We start from the raw sequence: 18,794 nt of genomic DNA on the forward strand, positions 1-18,794 counted from the left end.
CACCGGGAAAAAACGAATAATTTAATCCATTTTAAAAAAAAGGATAGCTCAATTCTGAGCTACCCTCTAATTTTTTTAATTATTTTTCACATGCCCAGCCATCATTGTCGCGGTCCATTTTGGATTGGTAGGCTGTATGACTTTTAGGAACTCCATTTGGATATACTTTTCTCAATTCAGTGCAATTGCTAAATACTATTTGTGCCTTTGGTGGTGCTGGTTTAGATGTAACGACACCTGTTCCGCTACCTGTCCACGGTTTTGCGGATACGGAATAAGTTAAGCCATTTGTAGATACGGTAATACTTCCAGATTCAGCAGTTGAGTAAATTTTAGATCCTACATTTTTCAGCCTACTGACTACAGCTGCGTGTGGATGCCCGTATGAATTATCTTTTCCGTAGCTTAATATCGTAACTTGCGGCTTCACTCTTTGAATGAAAGCATTGGAGCTACTCGTATCTGATCCGTGATGACCTGCTTTTAGTACGGTTGATTGCACATTAAACTTCTTGTACATTTGTTCTTCCATATTCGCTCCAGCATCACCAGTCAAGAGGAACGAGACTTGGCCGTATGTTACTTTTAAAACAATGGAAGCGTCATTAGTATCGCTCGCATTTTCGTTTGCGTTTAAAACAGTAATATCAATATTTTCATCGAGTGAAATCTTATCTCCAATTTTAGGAACTTTGTATTTAATATTTTTATCTCCTACTAAGGTTAATAGTTCTGCGTATGTTTGAGTTGTATGTGCTTTTCCGCTATTGATAAATGTACCAACACTATATGAATGTAAAACATCCACTAACCCACCAATATGATCCGCATCTGGATGAGTAGCTACTACATAATCCAGTTTACGAACCCCTTTTGAAGATAAGAAGCTTACGACATGACTTCCCTTTTTACCGCCGTCAACTAGCATTGTTTTACCGTTAGCTGTTTTGATTAGTATGGAATCTCCTTGTCCAACATCAATAAAGTGGACTTCTAATGGGATTTTACTCACCATATTTAATAGAGCCAGTTTACTTTTCGAAGGTGTTTCATATTTAATAGAAGAACCCTTCTTGACAAATTGTCCTCCACCGAGTCCATATAAGCCACCATTCGTGCTTTTATAAGAGTAAACTCTATATTCTTCGCCTTTTTTAAGTGAGCGAGCACTTTTCAAGCTTTGGTCTAGAAGATTGGTATTGCTTAATATGGTTACCTTGCCGATTTGGCCTTTCTTCAACTCTGTTTTTCCCCACATAACTTTTGCTATATCAGCATTAGCATTTATTGTATTAACTGAAATTAAAGTAAATACGAAAACAAAAACGAGGAACACTTTAAACCATTTATTCTTCACTTGTTACACTCCCAACTAATCTAAAGCACACTAAGATAAATATTCTGGACTTAATTTCGTTCACATGCCCAACCGTCATTATCTCTGTCATGTTTAGATGCATACGCTGGATGACCTTTTTTTACGCCGTTAGAATAATATTTATTCATTTCAGTACAGTTTTGAAAGCTAGTAGGTGCTCCTGGAATAACTTCTAAACCATTGCCTTCGTTTGGTTGTGTTGGTTTCGAAGTCGGTTGTGGGTTTTCACTTACTTGTTTCAATAGAGCTAGTTTTGCTTTAGATGGTGTTTCATACTTCACTTTAGCTACATCTTTTTGTACAAAACTTCCTCCACCTACTCCGTATAGGCCATTGTGTTGACTTTTGTAACTATACACACGATATTCTTCGCCTTTTTTCATGGAACGAACGACTGATAATGAACCATTGCTTTCTATCTTAACTAGCTTTGTATCCGCTAATATGGTTGCTTTTCCAATTTGACCAAGTTTTAGTTCTGTTTTACCCCACATTACCTTAGTTGCTGCATCTGCAAAAGATGCGTTTGCTACAGTAAAACTGCACGCTAACACAATTAATAAAAATACTTTAATAAATTTCGTAAACATTGCATTTCCTCCAATTCTATACTTTTACATTTTACATACAGTAATTGGATAATGATAGACTCCAAAATATTCCAAATTAAAACAAACCAATTTCTTGTTTGGACCATAAATTACTCGCCGCTAATGGTTACAACCCTATTCGTTTCTGCTGCTTCTATAATACCTAATATGACCCTGAGCGCCGCAATTGCATCATTCCCTGTTACTAGTGGAGGGTAATCAAGTCGGACACATTCGATAAAGGCATCGATTACTCCGCTGTTTGTTTGGCTATCATTTGTTTGAATGCTTTCTAGTTGATATTGTACCTTCTCCCCATCTCTTGTAATCACTTCTAACTGATATAAATCACTATGATATATTTTCAAAATACCTTTTTCGCAGTAGATAATTGTACTATTATCTTCTTCGCCATAATACGTCCAAGAAAAAGAAGCAGTACCTATTCTTCCTTTTTTCGTTTTTAAACTACATACGATGTTATCGCAAACTTCAATTAGTTCGCCCTTTTCATTGACTTTGTCAAGTGCTCCTTGAAAAGCACTTACTTGCTCTATTTCGTCATCCAATAAGTAGTGTAATAAATCAACTTTATGGATTCCCAAATCTCCAGCAACACCTAGTCCTGACCGCTCTTTTTGAAAGAACCATGTCGAGTTCGATTTATTTATACCCCATTGTTCTGGTCCAGCATGTCCAAAAGTCGTTCTAAAAGTCAGCACCCTACCAAGTTCTTCACTACCTATGATTTCTTTCGCTTTTCGATGAGCCCATGTAAATCGTTGATTGTGAGCGACCATTAGTTTTTTACCAGATTCCTTTTGGGCATAGAGTATTTCTTTCGCATGATCAATTGTTAGAGATATAGGTTTTTCACATAGCACATGTTTCCCATGAAGCAATGCTTTTGCAGAAAATATGTAATGATTCTCATTCGAAGAACAATCGCTAATTAATTGGACAGTAGGATCTGCAAGTAATTCATCTACACTTTTTGCGACCATACCATCAAACATGGCCGCTAACGCTTCTGCACGTTCAAGATTTCTGTCATAAAAAACAATTTCGTCTACAAATGGATTCGCTTTATATTCTGGAGCATGACGTAATTTAGCAATAGAGCCACATCCAATAATTCCAACTTTTAACCCCATATGATCACTTCCTATTCTCTTTTTGGAATACTCAAATGACGAATTATTTATTACTTTCTGTAAGCAAACATCACCAAACTTAATTAGTTATTATACTCATTTAAAGCCAAATAAATGAACTGATGTCCCAATTAAAAATAAACATAGTCATTTCATCTTTAAATGACCATGTTTATTTAAACTTAATTGATTTCTTGAATTTTTTCATCTAGGATTCACTTTTATATTCGTTATGCCAACAGTGTCATCACTGCAAAGAAATGTAGCACGGACGCTGCGAGTACAAATATATGCCATACTGCATGATGATAAGTAAAGCCCCGCCACACATAAAAAATCGCACCAACTGTATAGAGAACACCGCCGACTGCTAGCAAAACTAACCCCTGTGTAGACAAATTCATCACAAGTGGACTCCATGCAAACACTATTAGCCAGCCCATCAATACGTATAACAATGTCGATGTATGTAAGAAACGCTTCACAAAATAAGCCTTAAAAACCGTACCAGCAATTGCAAGCCCCCATACAATCCCAAACAATGTCCAACCAAGTGTCCCTTTTACTGCGAGAAATAAAAAAGGGGTATACGTCCCGGCTATAAAAAAGTAGATGGAGGAGTGATCCATAATCTCAAACAAATCTTTTGCTCTACCCGCCGGAAGCCCATGGACTAGTGTGGACGATATATACAAAAGCAGCATGGTTGTCCCAAACAACGTAAAACTTACCACATGCCATACAGTTCCCCGTGTTACAGATGACACGATTAAAATGACAAGTGCTGTCACACTTAAAAGAGCACCAATGCCATGAATAATCGCATTTGCTATTTCTTCACGCTTCGAAAATATATGCGTGTTGCTCATATTTTTTCATCCCTATCTGAAAATCTCTTTGCTCTTATATTATCGTATAAGTTTATTCAAATAAAAGCAGAAGCCTTGTAAAAGATCCAAAATGTTTTTATCCGGTCGTAAATATTTCTATCCGGACATATCGCTTTTTATGCAAGTCCATAATGCGTATTATGGACAAAAAAAAGAGACACCCATAATGGGTGTCTCTTTTTTTTGGTTAAACATTTATTTAATTTCTAGGAATTAAAGTTTTGTAATGTTAACTGCTTGTGGTCCGCGGTTACCTTCTTCAACTTCAAATTCAACTTTTTGACCTTCGTCAAGTGATTTGAAACCGTCACCTTGAATAGCTGAGAAGTGAGCGAATACGTCGTTTCCGCCTTCTACTTCGATAAATCCAAAACCTTTTTCTGCGTTAAACCATTTTACTGTACCTTGTGTCATTTAAAAAACCTCCATTTTTGTGAATAAAAAAATTCACATATTACAACAAGTACCGAACAAATCACGATTACTCATTGTAATATGTGAATTCATTGTTTCTAGTTAAGCAATTTAATTATTATCCTTACTATATAACAGTATTATACATTTGTCTAGTAAAGTGCATTAATTAAATTTCATTCAATACTTTTAATGTTTGTAACACATGCTCAAGAAACTCTGGTATGTCACTTATATGCTCTTCGTTAATTTTTTTGTTGAACTGCAATTGGATATTGTTTAAGTGAATGGATACTTCTTGTTCATAGAGGAAGCTTAGTGTTTGGGTTACATGAGTTTCATTTTCCCAAATGGTATGAAGCGCTTGTTCAATTTGTTTACACTGTGTGGGCACATGTTGGATTTGCTTATGAAATCGAAGTAATAAGAAGCAACCTAGATTTTGTTCTGGCTGCTCTAATATCTCTCCAGCAAGATCTTCTAAAGAAGTCTGCAATACAATTTCGGCAGTTACGTTTGGTTGATTGGTTAACGTAAACTGAATGGAAAAATCTCTAGAAAGTACGGCAAAATCCATTCGATCAACTCGATTAGTTATCGTTATTTTGTGTTCTATATTGTCTAAATCATACACTTGATTTTCAAACGTAACTTTTAAATTCTCAAAAATGGTTGGATCATACATATCAATTCCTCCGATTGAAATTTTTTTAAATTAGTTTCCTGGTTTTAGCTATAAATTCAGGAACAATTGAATTTGATACATGAAAGTCTAGAGCAAGCAATTTGTTGGTTACAATAAAATGGTTGACCTTATGCTTATTTCAATCTCTTTCTATACATTTTCAAAATTATCTTATGGATTCTGTTTTAGTCTTTGCTGAAAAGCTTTTCGTATTCTTCAGTTGTTAATTGATCTGTGTCATTTAGATGGGTACCTCTTCTTTTAATGTAGCTATAAAACTCAATCTGTTCAATTAACTACTTTCCCGGGTCCACCGCAAATTGTGGGACATTTGAGTATCTCACCGGGAAGTTGGATTTTCTTATCTAATGTACGATCAAGCCTTCTATTTATTAATCTTACTTAGGTCTTATAATGTGTCTTCGATGCGATTGATGGAATAATGATTTTGAAATGAATAGTCCATGCGAAGAAAATTTCATCGAATACGTAATCTTCAAATTTTACAAAACTATTGTTTTAATCTTTCTATCAATCCCTATCTATCTTCACATTCAAAATTTTCACGAGTTGCTGATTTAAGTAATCTGCACTGTGTTGGAAGTCTTCTTTGTACCATTGGATGATGATTCCGAGAATGGCATTTGCTTGATAGGCGCAGTATACATTCATATCGAATTCCTCTTCACTCTTCATTCCTTTATCTTTATTTAAGAGTTTGTTTATTTCCTCAAATAATAAGTAATAGTATGTTAAAGGCGCATTTTTGGAAAAGACAATTTTGTAAAATGGTTTGTATTTTTCAATATGGTGAAAAATTCGAATGGTTGCTGGATTTAGGCTACTCGACTTCAAAATGGATACATGGCGGTAGGGTTCTTCATAAGAGATTGCTAAATCCTCCATAATTTCTTTAAAATACTCCTCAAATAAATCTTCTACTTGGGCATAATGTAAATAGAATGTCCCCCTATTAACTCTAGCTCTTCTACATATTTCTGACACTGAGATAGTTTGCAATGCTTTTTCTTTAAGTATTTCTAATAATGATTGATGTAAGGCATCTTTCGTTTTTACAATACGTATATCTATAGAAGACATTTTTTTCACCTCTTATTGAACACTTAATAGAAATATGCTTCTTATTGAACACTTTGCTTTTATTTGCTTATTGTAAGCGTTTACTACTCTTTATTATAATAGTTATTGAACAACTGTACAATAAAATTCAGGGAGGTATATTCTTATGAGATTAGAAGGTAAAGTTGCGATTGTCACTGGCGCTGCATCAGGGATGGGAAAAGCAATTGCTGAAGGTTATGCACAAGAAGGAGCAATGGTTGTTGTTTCCGATATGAATTTAGAAGGAGCAACTGCTGTAGCTGAAGCTATTAAAGCAACAGGTGGCGAAGCTATTGCTGTTCAAACGAACGTTACTTCGGAGGATGATGTGAAAAGTTTATTCGACGTAACGTTAAAAACTTTTGGTAAGTTAGACATTCTGGTAAATAACGCAGGGATTATGGATGGAATGGAACCTGTTGGCGATATTTCCGATGAACGTTGGGAACGTGTATTTTCAGTTAATACTGTTGCCGTTATGCGTTCAATGCGACTTGCTATACCTATTTTCCTTGAACAAGGTCACGGTACATTTGTAAACAACATTTCAGCAGGCGGTTTATACGGAGCACGCGCTGGGGCTGCATACACCGCATCTAAACATGCAGTTGTCGGCTTAACTAAAAATACAGCGTTCATGTATGCAGACAAAAATATACGTTGCAATGGGTTTGCTCCTGGTGCAGTAGCAACAAATATTGGGGCATCAATGACAAATATTAATGCACTAGGTGCATCTCGCCAATCTTTAGGTATGGCAATCAACCCACGAATTGGGCAACCAGAAGAAATTGCTAAACTAGCTATTTTCTTAGGATCAGATGAAGCAAGCTTTGTAAATGGGCAAGTTATAGCTATTGACGCCGGCTGGTCCGCTTATTAATAATACACATTTAATAGAAAGAGCTCCTAACGGATTTGTTAGGAGCTCTTGTTTTATTGCGAGTGTGACAGTCGATTCAACATCGGGAAGAAGATAAATACTTGATAAATCAAGATATCCGCAGGAGAAACATCATGTGATGGCTGTCCCCTAACAATGTTATTATTTCCCTCCAGAAAAAGAAATACCTTTTATAAAATATCGACTGAAAAATGCGTATAAAAGCAAAATTGGCAAGGTGAATACCATTGATGCTGCCATAATGTAGTTCCAGTAGCTAATGTATTGACCTTTAAATGTATTAAGCCCAATTGGTAATGTAAATAGTTCTGGACTCGATAAAATAATTAAAGGTCTCATGAAGTCATTCCAAGAGCCCATAAAAACGAAAATGGCTTGTGCTGCTAATGCTGGTTTTGCTAGCGGAAGGACAATTCGAAAGAACGTTCCTATTTTACTTAGTCCGTCCAATTCCGCTGCTTCCTCTAGTTCTTTAGGGAAGTTCACAAAGAATTGGCGCATCATAAATATAAAGGTCGCATTGATCATCGTTGGAATAATCATCCCTTGATAAGAGTTCAGCCAACCAAGAGACTTTAATATTAAATAATTTGGAATCATCGTTACTTGCATAGGAATCATTAAGACAGCAAGAATGACTACAAAAATCGTCCGTTTCCCTGGAAAGTGAAGTCGTGCCAAGGCATAGCCAGCCATGGAATTAAAGAACATATTTAGCAAAGTAACCATCGTGGCTATAAATAAGCTATTAAACAGCCAACGTGGGAATAAGCCCTGCTCAACAAAGATTACCTTATAATTATGAAAGGTGAAATGTTTTGGTATAAAGTTAATTGCACCATTTACAATTTCATCTAAGTTTTTAAACGATGAGGAAAGTGCCCATATAAATGGAATGACTGTAATGACAGCATAGACAATTAAAATGCCATATAGAAATACTTTGCCAAACGATAATTTCTTTTTCACATTTTCTCCTCCCTAGTAAAGAGATTCTTCTTTAGAGAACTTTCGCTGAATCAATGTAGCAATAAGGATAATAATTGCTAGTGAAAAAGCAAGAGCTGCCGCATAGCCCATCGTTCCCATATTTTTAAATGCATATTGGTAGATTAATAGCACAACTGTTAATGTCGAGTTATTTGGACCCCCAGAACCCCCTGAGAAAATATAGGATTGGTCAAATAATTGGAATGTCCCAACTATTCCCATGATAACTACAAATGAAGTCACAGGTCGCAAATGAGGAACAGTTACATAGAGAAACTTCTGAATGGCACTTGCCCCGTCCAACTCTGCTGCTTCATAAAGTGATTCTGGTATATCCTGTAGTGCAGCCAAATAGATGACCATATAAAATGGTGCGGTAGACCAAATATTCATGGCCATAATTGCATATAACGCAATAGAAGGATCATTTATCCAGTTATAAGTTGGCAGATGGATGAAATCCAACACTTTGTTAATTAGTCCATTTTGGTTATACATCCACATAAAGATTAACGTTAACACCGCAGAAGATGTTAATGTAGGTAAAAAATAAATAATCCTAAAAAACTTTTCACCTTTCATCCCTGCATTTAAAGTTGCGGCGAGTATAATGGCTAAGAACGTTTGACACGGTACTACAATCAAAACGTATTTAGCTGTATTCCACACAGCAATTTTGGCCCGAAGATCATCAAAAATATTCATATAGTTCTTTAATGCAACAAATTCAAAGCTTGTTGTCCCTAATAACTGCACTTTGTGGAAGGACAGAAAAATTGCATAAAAAATAGGTCCTACAAGAAAGAGTAATAAAACGAATAATGCAGGCAGTAAAAATACATAGCCTTGCAAGGATTCTCTAACTGTTCTTTTTAAAAACCTGCTTTTCAACTTGATCAACTCCCTATTGCAAAGGTTACAAAGATTATTGGTAGAACTCGTTCTATTGATGAAGAATCGCCTGCATCAACAGAAGGTGTTCTAACAAGTACTTACTAGAAAATACAATATGGAGGAAAAGGGGATCTCCCTTCTCCTCATTTTTTTGTTATTGTTTATCGATTTCTTTATTAGCTGTTTCTTGCGCTTCTTTTAGTGCATCCGCAAGTTTTGATTGCCCTAAATAAACGCTTACAAATTGATTGTTAAAGTTGTTAAAGATGATTGGTAAGTTGGTTCCATTTGACCAAACTGTCGCATATGGAGCTCCAGCAACAAGCGCACCACGTAACTCATCTTTATCATAACCAAGCTTTTCTGCTACAGATTTACGAGAAGGCAATTCGAAACCTTTACTAGTCCAAGTTTCCATTCCTTCTTTCCCTGTTAGGTAAGACATTAATTCCCAAGCAGCTTCTTTCTTTTCTGATGCAGCATTCATTACATAAGCAACCGTAAATGCCATTGTTCCTTTTTTACCTTTAATAGTCGGTACTTCTGCCATTCCATAATCGATATCAGGGAAAGTGCTATCTAAATATGGAATAGCCCAGTTACCCTCAATTACCATGGCAGCTTTACCTTGCCCAAACATTTCTCCTGTCCAACCAGTTCCAACGTCAGAAGGCTGAGCAGCAGTTTTATCTACTAAATGCTGATCCACATATGGCTGTAAAGCATCCAACACTTTTTGATCTGCAAAATTAGCTTTGTTATCAACTACTACTTTTCCACCGTACGATTCCGCTATAAAATACGCACGTGCTAGCTCAGGATTTTGTCCGAATCCATAAACATTTGTTCCATCCGTTAATTTCTTAGAAACTTCCCGTAACTCATCCCATGTAGTTGGTACTTTTACGCCAGCATCTGCAAACATTTTTTTATTATAAAATAACCCAAGCGTTGAATAACCTTTTGGGAAACCGTAATACGTTCCATCTTTTTGAAATGCTTCAATCAGTGGTTTCTCAAAGTCGTTTAAATCAAAATCGTCTTTTACATATTTATTTAATGGTTCAAGTACCCCTGTCTCGATTAAAGCAGGAGCCTCCACCGCATCTAGATAAAATACGTCTGGACCTTCTCCCCCAATTAATCGAGTTTTTACAACATCCATATACTGATCCGCAATGACTTCATGCTTGACTTTAATATTCGGATGCGTGTCTTCAAAGTCCTTTAATACTTGGCTTAATAATTCAGCCTCTTCTGGTGATGAACCCCAACCAGCCAGCGTTACTTCCACTGGCTTACCACCATCCACTTTTATTGCTTTATCCCCGGTATCTTCCGAACATCCCGAAAGTACGCCTCCAACAAATAAAGCTGAAATTCCAAGTGTAGCTACCCATTTCTTTTTAAACATGTTCTTTCCCCTTTCCTATATAAATCCTCTTTTAGAGTGGTAAAACCAAGTTAAGAATTAATGTATAACAACTTCAAATCCAGTGGTATTCTTGTCAATCTCTACCTGGATAGCACCTGCATTACGTGTAACCTTGACCGAGAGTACTCCATTTCCGATTGAAATGTTATCCACCTTCAAAATGTCCATATTTTCTAAGAGATTTGGGGACAGGCGAATTTCCTTTTGTAGGCTATTCGGAAACAACCCCAACAAAGATTGGATAAACACGAGCGGTGTTCCTGCAGCCCAAGCTTGAGGAGAACAAGCAACTGGGTATTTCACTGGCCTGCCTCTCTCTTTTCCATATCCGCAAAATAATTCTGGTAGTCTATCATACTCAAATGCTTCAGCAGCTTTTACTAGTCCGTTAATAACTACATTGACATCCTTTTTATAGCCTAGCTTACTCATACCAAGCAGAATCATACTATTATCGTGTGGCCAAATGCTGCCGTCATGGTAGCTCATCGGATTGTATCCAGATTCTCCTACACCCATTGTACGAATGCCAAAACCAGAGAACATTTTATCTGAGACTAATGTTTCAACAACCGCTCTCGCCCTATCTTCGCGCAACATGTTAGAGAAGAGAGCATGCCCGGGATTAGAAGTTATCGTTCCAACTTGCTCTTTCTCTTTATCAAGCGCAATGGCGTAAAATTGTTGGTCATCCATCCAAAAAGCTTGCTCAAATCTATCTTTCAACTGTTCAGCTTCTGTACGTAGTTTGAATGCTATATCAGCGTTTCCAAGGTTATCGAATATACTCGCTATCCCCATTTTCGCATGGTATACATATCCCTGAACTTCACTTAAGGCAATAGGAGCTTCCGCATAATCTCCATTTCGATGTACGATGGAATCGCTTGAATCTTTCCAACCTTGATTGGCAATGCCTTTGTTCGCCTCTTGATAATATTCAACAAAACCGTCTCCATCGCGGTCGCCGTAATGATCAATCCAGTTTAACGCTGCATCAATATTTTCTTTCAGTTGTTTTACAATTTCAAAGTCCCCTGTCCACTTTACATATTCCGTAAGTAGCACAAGAAATAAAGGAGTAGCGTCTACTGTGCCAAAGTAAGGTGAAAATGGAATTTGTCCTGTCTCCGCCAGTTCACCAAAACGAATTTCATGCATAATTTTGCCAGGTTGTTCATCCCGGAAAGGATCTACATTTTTTCCTTGTTTTGCAGCCATTGTTAATAAAGTTCCTTTTGCTACTTCCGAGTTAAATGGAAGCATTTGCAATGCTGCAATCAGGCTATCTCTGCCGAATGGTACTCCAAACCACGGAAGCCCAGCTACTGGAAACTGACCATAGCCCAAATCGGTTAATAACACTCGTAAGTCTCCAATTCCACGATCAATCAGACGTTGCAACGGTTGAAAATTAGTTTCTACCTTTGTAACCTTGTCATTCCATTTCGTATAGGAATTTTCAAGTAGCTTTAACGCTTGGTCGCGATGCATTATTTCTTTAGGATTGGTTGCTCCAATTTGCGGCTGAATCATGAGTGTGAATGTTTCTTCTTCGTCATGCTCCAAGTGGAATTCAAATGTAATATCTCCTTGATCCGTAACACTTTTGGCTTCCATATCCCAAGATACGCTCGTTGACCGTTTGACCTCATCCGCTCCGATATAATGGTAGGACAAAGATCTTTTTTCTATTGTTTGACCCGTTCTTTGCCCAATGTTCCCCGTTTGAAATCCTCGGACGATGAACATATCAGCAAAATCAACATCCATATGTAAGCTAATCGTAAAAGAAATTGGCTTTGGAAAATAATTTTTTACTTTAATAGATTCATATAACACATCATCGAAAATAAACCTTGTTCGCTCAATCTCTACTGATTCACGCCATAGGATCAAGCCCTCATCGTTTTCCATATGCGGGTTGGTGAGTAAAACCTTCGCCATATAATTTTCTGCCGCATCCGAAGTTAATAATATTGGCTCTTCTCCATTTATTTTTAGATCTAGTTTACTTAAAAAACGGGTATCTTTTGTATATAACCCCAAACCATAATAATGATTCTCCGGGATATTTCCTTTTGCATCAGTTAGCAAAAATAGATCATTTTCCTTAATTACTCGGTAATCCATGGTGTCCTCCTACTGTGACGATATATTTTCCGAAACGTTTTGGTTTTTGTGTACAGAAGGTAGTCTTCTGTTATTCATTGTCTTCTAGATGGACTCGTAGTTTCCCGTATCATTAGTTCTGTTCCTAAGGAAACTACATGAGATTCTGCTTCATTTTCAAAAATGGAAAGCAATAATTTTGCCGCTTCATACCCCATTAGAAAGGTGTTTTGTGCAATGGATGTTAACGAAGGAGTTACATAAGATGCAAGCATAATATCGTCAAACCCAATAATCGACAACTCATTTGGTACGTCAATTCCAAGTTTGCGCGCAGCCTGTATGACTCCCAATGCCATAAGGTCACTTGCACAAAAAATTGCTGTTATTTCTGGGTGGGCTTCTAATAGTTTTAATGCTACTTTTTCTGCCACCTCTTCACTAAATTCTCCATTACCAATCCACTCTGTATTAATGGCTATATTAGCTTCTTTAAGTGCCTCTTCATATCCTGTCAACCGTTGCTGGCTGACAAATGCAAAGTCATGACCATTGATAAAGCCTATTTTTTTATGCCCCATTTGAATTAAATGCTGTACTGCTTTCTTGGCTCCAAAGATATTATCCGTTGTTACATAGCCAACTGTTGGTGAAGTAAGTGGAATGTCAATTAGTACGCAAGGAATATCGCTTTCTACAACTTCTTTCAAATAGGGGTCATCTTTACGAATACCCTGAATAATCACACCGTCGACTCTTCTTTCTCTACATAGTTGAGTGTATGTCTTTTCTTTTTGCTTTGTTGAGTTTGTACTGAGAAGGATTATGTCATAGCCACATTCTCCGACAAACTTATTAATCCCAGCTAACATATCAAATGTAATATTATCCTTTGCACTTGATTGATTTAAACCTGAAACGAGTAGACCGAATGTTTTTGACTTATTCATCACCAGGCTCCGGGCAAGTGTATTTGGGCTGTAATTTAGTTCCTTTGCAATTCTTATTATCTTTTCTCTTGTCTTTTCACTTACATCCGAGTAGCCATTCAATCCTCTTGAAACAGTCGTAATGGATACGCCGGCTGCTCTTGCTATATCTTTAATAGTTGTCAATGGATCAAATTCCTTCCGAAACGTTTTGGATTTATACTTTAATTAGAGTTTAATATAAAATGAAATCGTTTTCAATACTTTAAAAATATTTTATTTTCAGTTTATTGTATGAGGAGTTTAAGGAAATTAGAATATAAAAAGGTGTTCATTATACAAAAAAGAGACTTTTCAAAGTAGTTTGCTAAAAAGCAACCCTCAAAAAGTCTCCATTGTCATTTACTTTTTCTCCATTATTGCAAAGTAATTTCCTTCATTGTCTGCAAAGTTAAAAACTCTACCTGAAGGCATCATTACTAGTTCTCCTACTGTAATTTCTTTTTCCGAAAAGTCTTTATACAATTGATCCAGATTATCCGAGAAAAATAGTAATGAAGGTGTGTTAAGGTTTAGCTCCGGCTGCATCTTAGCGATTAGTTCTTTATTGTGTAGAACGATACTTGTTTCTGCATCACTCGTTGGTGCAATTTCGATCCATCTCATTCCTTGCCCATTATCTTCATCTGAAATAACGCTAAATCCTGCTTTTTCTGTCCAAAATTTTACTGTCTCTTCTTGGTTGTTTACATATAGCATTATTTGACCGACTTTATTAATCATTCTCCTGTCTCCCTACTATTAATTTTGCTCTTCGTAACTCTAACTTCATTATAGGTAAGTAACTATGAAGTGTCAAAAATTAAGAACTAACGTTCCTATAATTTTTCATTCATTCATCTTCTCCCAAACGACTTGCGATTTTGCCATGTTAATGGCTAGTTCATGGGATATAGGTATACAGATAAAACTGCTTTCTTCTCGAGATTGCTCGTTTTTGCCTCATGCAATGCTCTTTACGATTACATCATTTACTTCAAAGTATCTAACTAAATTATTTTGTCGTTGCCATTAAATAGACACTTTATTTCTTACTATCTACCTTTACAATTTAGACATTTCGAAGTAAGATGTTCTTCATGCACTTAAAAAGAGGTGGCTAAATTGGATAAAAAAAATGATATCACTATTGATATGTTATTAGACATCTATTATGACGTTTCTAAGAAAATGTCGAGCCAACGAGCAAAATCATTGGCTGAACACTTAAGAAAAAATGATCTAACGCTCAACCAATATTTAATTTTAAGTATTATTGAACATGATGGTGCTTGCTTATCAATCCATTTGGCAGAGAAATTAAGATTAAAAGCAGCTTCCATTACGTATTTAGTTGACTCATTAGAAAAGAGAGGATTGGTCAAACGAGTTGACAATCCTGAAGATCGGAGAAGTCATTTTATTAATTTAACGGACGAAGGGATAAATGTTATTTCTTTTCCGATGAAAGACACTGTAATTACTCAATTTTTTGAAAAAATGGACCAAGATGAGTTAGAAATGTTCTACTTCATGTTGCGTTTGTTAAATAGGAAAATTACTTAAAATTTATTATTATTTAGATTGGAATGTGAGATTTTGAAAACATTATTAAAAGTAAAATTTGCGTGGTTTCCCGTTTGGTCTACTGCTTTACTTATGCTAAGCATGATCAGTATCTATTTACCAGTGTTCGCAGGAAATGATCAAAAAATGACCAATTTCCCGCTCATCATTGTAAGTGAGGATGAAGAATTTGCTTCCTCGGATATGGGAAAAGCAATGATAAATAACTTAACGGAAAAACAGGATGGTCATTCTATTCAATGGAAGATCGAATCCAGTGAAAAAAGTGCTGTTCAAGCAATTAAAGAAAATAAAGCTTACGGGGCATTGATAATTCCATCTGGTTTTTCACAATCACTCGCTACCTTAGAAAGTGATTTAATGTCAGAACAAACAGAAGGAAACGCCGCAAAGATGAAGATTCTGATTAATGAAGGTGGCGGACAGATGGCTACATCCATTGCAGCAAATGTACTTCAGTCCATCGCTTCTTCTACATCTTCAGCTGTAAGTAATACATTAAAAGATACAATGACACAAGAGGGGTTACACGTTTCCCCACTCGTAACCTCGTTATTAGACGAACCCATCCAATATTCATCTTCCAATGTTCTAGGATTGTCTACTAATGTAAATAAAGGGATGACACCTTTCATGATGGTACTCATCGCATCGATTACAGGACTTATGGGTGCACAAATGATTCAAGGTTATTTAGGGGGGATAGGGGAAGGAATTAGAAAAGCTGGGTACCCTTTAAGCGACTCAAAATTACTACTTACCGAAATGCTTCTCGGAATAATATTAGCGATCCTTGTATCTTCGACATTACAGTTAGCGGTGTTTGGGGTCTTTGGTAGTGCCCATTCAACTTCCATTTGGAGTATTTTCTTCTTTACACTTCTGTGTAGTCTGACCATGTTCTTTATGTTTAAAGTGATTGGCTTACTTTTCGGTAAATGGGGTATGCTTGTTATGTTCCCTATTAACATTTTAGGAATTTTCGCAAGCGGAGGTGCCATTCCACTTACTACTTTACCAGTATTCCATCATGTTTTCAGCCTTTTCCTACCTACTCGTTATATGGTTGACGGAATGAGGTCGTTGCTATTTTATGGTGGCAACATGCAATCCGGACTTGGCACTGCATTATGGGTAATTTCAATCTATTTGGTAGTATTCCTTGCTGTGTGTATGATCTTCCTAATTCGTTCAAATAAAAAAGGAAGTCCTTCCAAAGCGCACTCTTTGGATAAGCCTGCAGATCAAACGGTCGCTTTATAATTAAAATAGCTGTTTCCAAATGATTAGCTTCATACAATCATTTGGAGACGGCTTTTTTTATTCAATTCCGCATTTTATAGCGTTTTTCTATTAGAATCAAGTAACCGATCCAGTTTATTTATTACAGGTGCCTGGCACCCGTAATATATTGTCCATAAAATGGATATTATGTAATGGTTTTTGCTTTAAAACATAAAACGAGCTCCTAACAATTTTGCTAGGAGCTCATCTCATTCACTTATAGTTACATAACCAATTTTTTCAACTAATCCTTGACCTTGTGGTGACAATATCCACTCGATCAATTTCTCTACATTCGGATTTTCTGTTCCGGCTGTAACTATATAAAACTCAGAAGTAATCGGATATGTACCAGACCGAATGGTTTCTTTCGTTGGTGCTACGCCTTCTATTTCTAATAATTTTATTTGATTGTTTTTTACCATTTCTGTGGAATAGAACCGAAATGTATAGCCGATTGCATTATTATAGTTTTTATACTTCGATACTTCATTTATAATACCTCCCATTCCCGTTGCAATATCTTCCGAAGGTGCTTCCATGATTGGTGTAGTTCCCATTAAGTGTTCAAGTGCTGTCTGGCTTCCGCTATTGGCTGGACGTTGAAATGCGCGGATCGTATTATCATTTCCTCCTACGTCTTTCCAATTCGTCACTTTGCCAGAGTAGATAGCCTTTATTTGCTCAATCGTTAGTCTATCAATGGGGTTCTTTTGATTGACGAAAAAGACAAATGCTTCCCGACCAATTGGCGTCATTTTGAGTTCTAACCCCTTTTGTTCGGCTGTTTTCTTCTGTGCCTCGGAAGGAGCGGCAACGAAAATCATATCTACCTTGCCATTGAATAGATTACTATAGGCATCCGGTGTTGTATTAACCATCACTTCACTATCGTAAGGAGAATAATCCTTTTTAGGATAGGTTGCCTCTACAAATGATGCATACAACGGATAAAGTGCCGTCGCACCGTCCATTTTTGGTAAACTATCCGTTAGCTGCATTGTCGTTTGTTCGTCTAAAATCGCAACCCCTTGCGAATTTGTAAACGGCTCGTATTCATATGTATTGACCTCAGCATCAACAGTAGGAATTCGATTCTTATATTCATGCTGAATCGGCGAGATCGCACTCACTAAAATAGCAACTCCCGCAATGGCACCAAACGTTACCTTCCGTTTCTTCCTTTTGAAAAAATGGAAAAGGGTTAATACATTAAAGACATATAACACTACAGCACTTGTAATGATTAATGCAACATAATATATTTTACCTGTTAAAAGAATGAAAAATAAAATAAATACAGTAAAGAAAAGCATGCCAATTAGAATGAAAATGGCATATAAGATTGGTGCAACTAGCGATTTTTTCTCCAATTGAATCCCCCCTTACTTGTCTATTCTACATATGAGGGAGGGAATCCTTTTATAACACTTATTGAACCCAAGAGTTTAGTATTTCTTTCACTGTTTCTATTGAAATATCCGTTTCATTAAATATCTTCTTGTATTGCTTCAATTTGATGTAAGTGCCCTTATTATTTCAAATAATCCACTACAATTTGCACAATCAATAAAACCGTAACCAATCTCAGTAATGGCTTTACTTGTTCAGATTTTAATTTGCGAGCTAAACGTACTCCAAGTTGGGCACCTACAATCGCTCCAAGCATTAATGCAATAGTGAGTGGCCAGATAATTTTGCCTGTAGAAATATACGTAATGGAAGCTCCAAAGCAACTGGCAAAAACACCGATTCTTGCTAAACCCACTGCTCGAATATAAGCGATCTTTTGACTAGCATATAAGTAAAGTGCTAGCGTGCTGCTCCCCGGTCCAAACATACCGTCGTACATTCCAATTCCAAGTAATGCTGGCCCCGTTTTTTTATTCACACGCAACGGCTCTGTACCTTCAAAGTTTCCCTTTCCCATAAAAGAAGTGATAAACGCAAAGCTTAGTAACACGATGGCAATGATAGTTAGTGTATCACCACTTAAAAAGGATGCGATTAGACCGCCTAAAATACCTCCCCCTAAGCAAAATGCAAGAACAGACAATGCCTCTTTTACCGAAACCTCTTTCCCTTTAAAAATAACGAGAAAGCTGGATAGCGAGCTAACTGTATTGGATACTTTGTTCGCACCTATTGCTGAGTGCACGGGTAGCCCCATAAGTAGCATCGTTGGTAAGCTAATGAGTCCTCCGCCTCCGACTAGTGTACCGACGACATTGCCAACAACTCCTACAATAAAAAAGAGGATGAATTCCATAATAAAGCCTTCTTTCCATTCTTTCTGATGTAGATTTAGCATACCTCTCCATTAAACATAAGTAAATTCAATAGTATTTATCGTTTTACATTTGGAAAACTTATTAACTTTAGAAGGA

Annotated in this window: 18 protein-coding genes; 3 read left to right on the forward strand and 15 right to left on the reverse strand. The window is 36.6% G+C overall.

Features of this window, described 5'->3' with window-relative positions; genetic code table 11:
- Nucleotides 1-79: 79 nt before the first annotated feature.
- From ACEPXD_RS16900 to ACEPXD_RS16930, 7 genes are all read right to left on the reverse strand, one after another.
- Nucleotides 80-1,357, reverse strand: coding sequence for an MBL fold metallo-hydrolase (locus tag ACEPXD_RS16900; RefSeq protein ID WP_391117820.1), 1,278 nt, complete (start codon nt 1,355-1,357; stop codon nt 80-82).
- 50 nt (nt 1,358-1,407) lie between these two features.
- Nucleotides 1,408-1,968, reverse strand: coding sequence for an excalibur calcium-binding domain-containing protein (locus tag ACEPXD_RS16905; RefSeq protein ID WP_391117822.1), 561 nt, complete (start codon nt 1,966-1,968; stop codon nt 1,408-1,410).
- Nucleotides 1,969-2,078: 110 nt separating this feature from the next.
- Nucleotides 2,079-3,122, reverse strand: coding sequence for a Gfo/Idh/MocA family protein (locus tag ACEPXD_RS16910; RefSeq protein WP_391117824.1), 1,044 nt, complete (start codon nt 3,120-3,122; stop codon nt 2,079-2,081).
- A 230-nt stretch (nt 3,123-3,352) separates the two neighbouring features.
- Entirely contained in the window at nt 3,353-3,991 is a 639-nt protein-coding gene (gene trhA, locus ACEPXD_RS16915) for a PAQR family membrane homeostasis protein TrhA (RefSeq protein ID WP_391117826.1), read from the reverse strand.
- A 234-nt stretch (nt 3,992-4,225) separates the two neighbouring features.
- On the reverse strand, nt 4,226-4,426 hold the full coding sequence (locus tag ACEPXD_RS16920; protein ID WP_151701354.1) for a cold-shock protein: 201 nt from the start codon (nt 4,424-4,426) through the stop codon (nt 4,226-4,228).
- A gap of 169 nt (nt 4,427-4,595) precedes the next feature.
- Nucleotides 4,596-5,111, reverse strand: a complete 516-nt coding sequence (locus ACEPXD_RS16925) for a hypothetical protein (protein ID WP_391117828.1) — start codon at nt 5,109-5,111, stop codon at nt 4,596-4,598.
- A gap of 531 nt (nt 5,112-5,642) precedes the next feature.
- Entirely contained in the window at nt 5,643-6,212 is a 570-nt protein-coding gene (locus tag ACEPXD_RS16930) for a TetR/AcrR family transcriptional regulator (protein ID WP_391117830.1), read from the reverse strand.
- 145 nt (nt 6,213-6,357) lie between these two features.
- Between ACEPXD_RS16930 and ACEPXD_RS16935 the strand changes: the two genes are divergently transcribed.
- The gene (locus ACEPXD_RS16935; protein WP_391117832.1) at nt 6,358-7,116 is read left to right on the forward strand and encodes an SDR family oxidoreductase; all 759 of its coding nucleotides are present in this window, start codon (nt 6,358-6,360) and stop codon (nt 7,114-7,116) included.
- Nucleotides 7,117-7,278: 162 nt separating this feature from the next.
- On the opposite strand, the gene ACEPXD_RS16940 is transcribed toward ACEPXD_RS16935, so the two are convergent.
- The 6 genes from ACEPXD_RS16940 to ACEPXD_RS16965 all read right to left on the reverse strand — a co-directional run bounded on the left by ACEPXD_RS16940 (nt 7,279) and on the right by ACEPXD_RS16965 (nt 14,280).
- On the reverse strand, nt 7,279-8,106 hold the full coding sequence (locus tag ACEPXD_RS16940) for a carbohydrate ABC transporter permease (protein WP_391117834.1): 828 nt from the start codon (nt 8,104-8,106) through the stop codon (nt 7,279-7,281).
- A 12-nt stretch (nt 8,107-8,118) separates the two neighbouring features.
- Nucleotides 8,119-8,979: a carbohydrate ABC transporter permease gene (locus ACEPXD_RS16945; RefSeq protein ID WP_391123327.1), complete on the reverse strand. Its 861-nt coding sequence runs from the start codon at nt 8,977-8,979 to the stop codon at nt 8,119-8,121.
- Between the two features lie 196 nt (nt 8,980-9,175).
- Nucleotides 9,176-10,435 (reverse strand): ABC transporter substrate-binding protein, encoded by a 1,260-nt coding sequence (locus ACEPXD_RS16950; RefSeq protein WP_391117836.1) that lies wholly within the window; start codon nt 10,433-10,435, stop codon nt 9,176-9,178.
- Nucleotides 10,436-10,492: 57 nt separating this feature from the next.
- Nucleotides 10,493-12,589 (reverse strand): glycogen debranching N-terminal domain-containing protein, encoded by a 2,097-nt coding sequence (locus tag ACEPXD_RS16955; RefSeq protein WP_391117838.1) that lies wholly within the window; start codon nt 12,587-12,589, stop codon nt 10,493-10,495.
- 74 nt (nt 12,590-12,663) lie between these two features.
- Nucleotides 12,664-13,683 carry a LacI family DNA-binding transcriptional regulator gene (locus tag ACEPXD_RS16960; RefSeq protein WP_391117840.1) on the reverse strand — a complete coding sequence of 340 codons (1,020 nt, stop codon included), beginning with the start codon at nt 13,681-13,683 and terminating at the stop codon, nt 12,664-12,666.
- A gap of 216 nt (nt 13,684-13,899) precedes the next feature.
- Nucleotides 13,900-14,280 carry a VOC family protein gene (locus tag ACEPXD_RS16965; protein ID WP_391117842.1) on the reverse strand — a complete coding sequence of 127 codons (381 nt, stop codon included), beginning with the start codon at nt 14,278-14,280 and terminating at the stop codon, nt 13,900-13,902.
- Between the two features lie 381 nt (nt 14,281-14,661).
- Between ACEPXD_RS16965 and ACEPXD_RS16970 the strand changes: the two genes are divergently transcribed.
- Together ACEPXD_RS16970 and ACEPXD_RS16975 are read left to right on the forward strand one after the other, a co-directional pair.
- Nucleotides 14,662-15,102, forward strand: coding sequence for a MarR family winged helix-turn-helix transcriptional regulator (locus ACEPXD_RS16970; protein ID WP_391117844.1), 441 nt, complete (start codon nt 14,662-14,664; stop codon nt 15,100-15,102).
- Nucleotides 15,103-15,135: 33 nt separating this feature from the next.
- Complete coding sequence (locus tag ACEPXD_RS16975) at nt 15,136-16,386, forward strand: YhgE/Pip domain-containing protein (protein WP_391117846.1); 1,251 nt, start codon at nt 15,136-15,138, stop codon at nt 16,384-16,386.
- 230 nt (nt 16,387-16,616) lie between these two features.
- On the opposite strand, the gene ACEPXD_RS16980 is transcribed toward ACEPXD_RS16975, so the two are convergent.
- Nucleotides 16,617-17,780, reverse strand: coding sequence for a PstS family phosphate ABC transporter substrate-binding protein (locus tag ACEPXD_RS16980; protein WP_391117848.1), 1,164 nt, complete (start codon nt 17,778-17,780; stop codon nt 16,617-16,619).
- Nucleotides 17,781-17,941: 161 nt separating this feature from the next.
- The gene (locus tag ACEPXD_RS16985) at nt 17,942-18,676 is read right to left on the reverse strand and encodes a sulfite exporter TauE/SafE family protein (RefSeq protein ID WP_391117850.1); all 735 of its coding nucleotides are present in this window, start codon (nt 18,674-18,676) and stop codon (nt 17,942-17,944) included.
- Between the last annotated feature and the right edge of the window lie 118 nt (nt 18,677-18,794).

The sequence above is a fragment of the Psychrobacillus sp. L3 genome (assembly GCF_042945595.1).
Classification (GTDB): Bacteria; Bacillota; Bacilli; order Bacillales_A; family Planococcaceae; genus Psychrobacillus.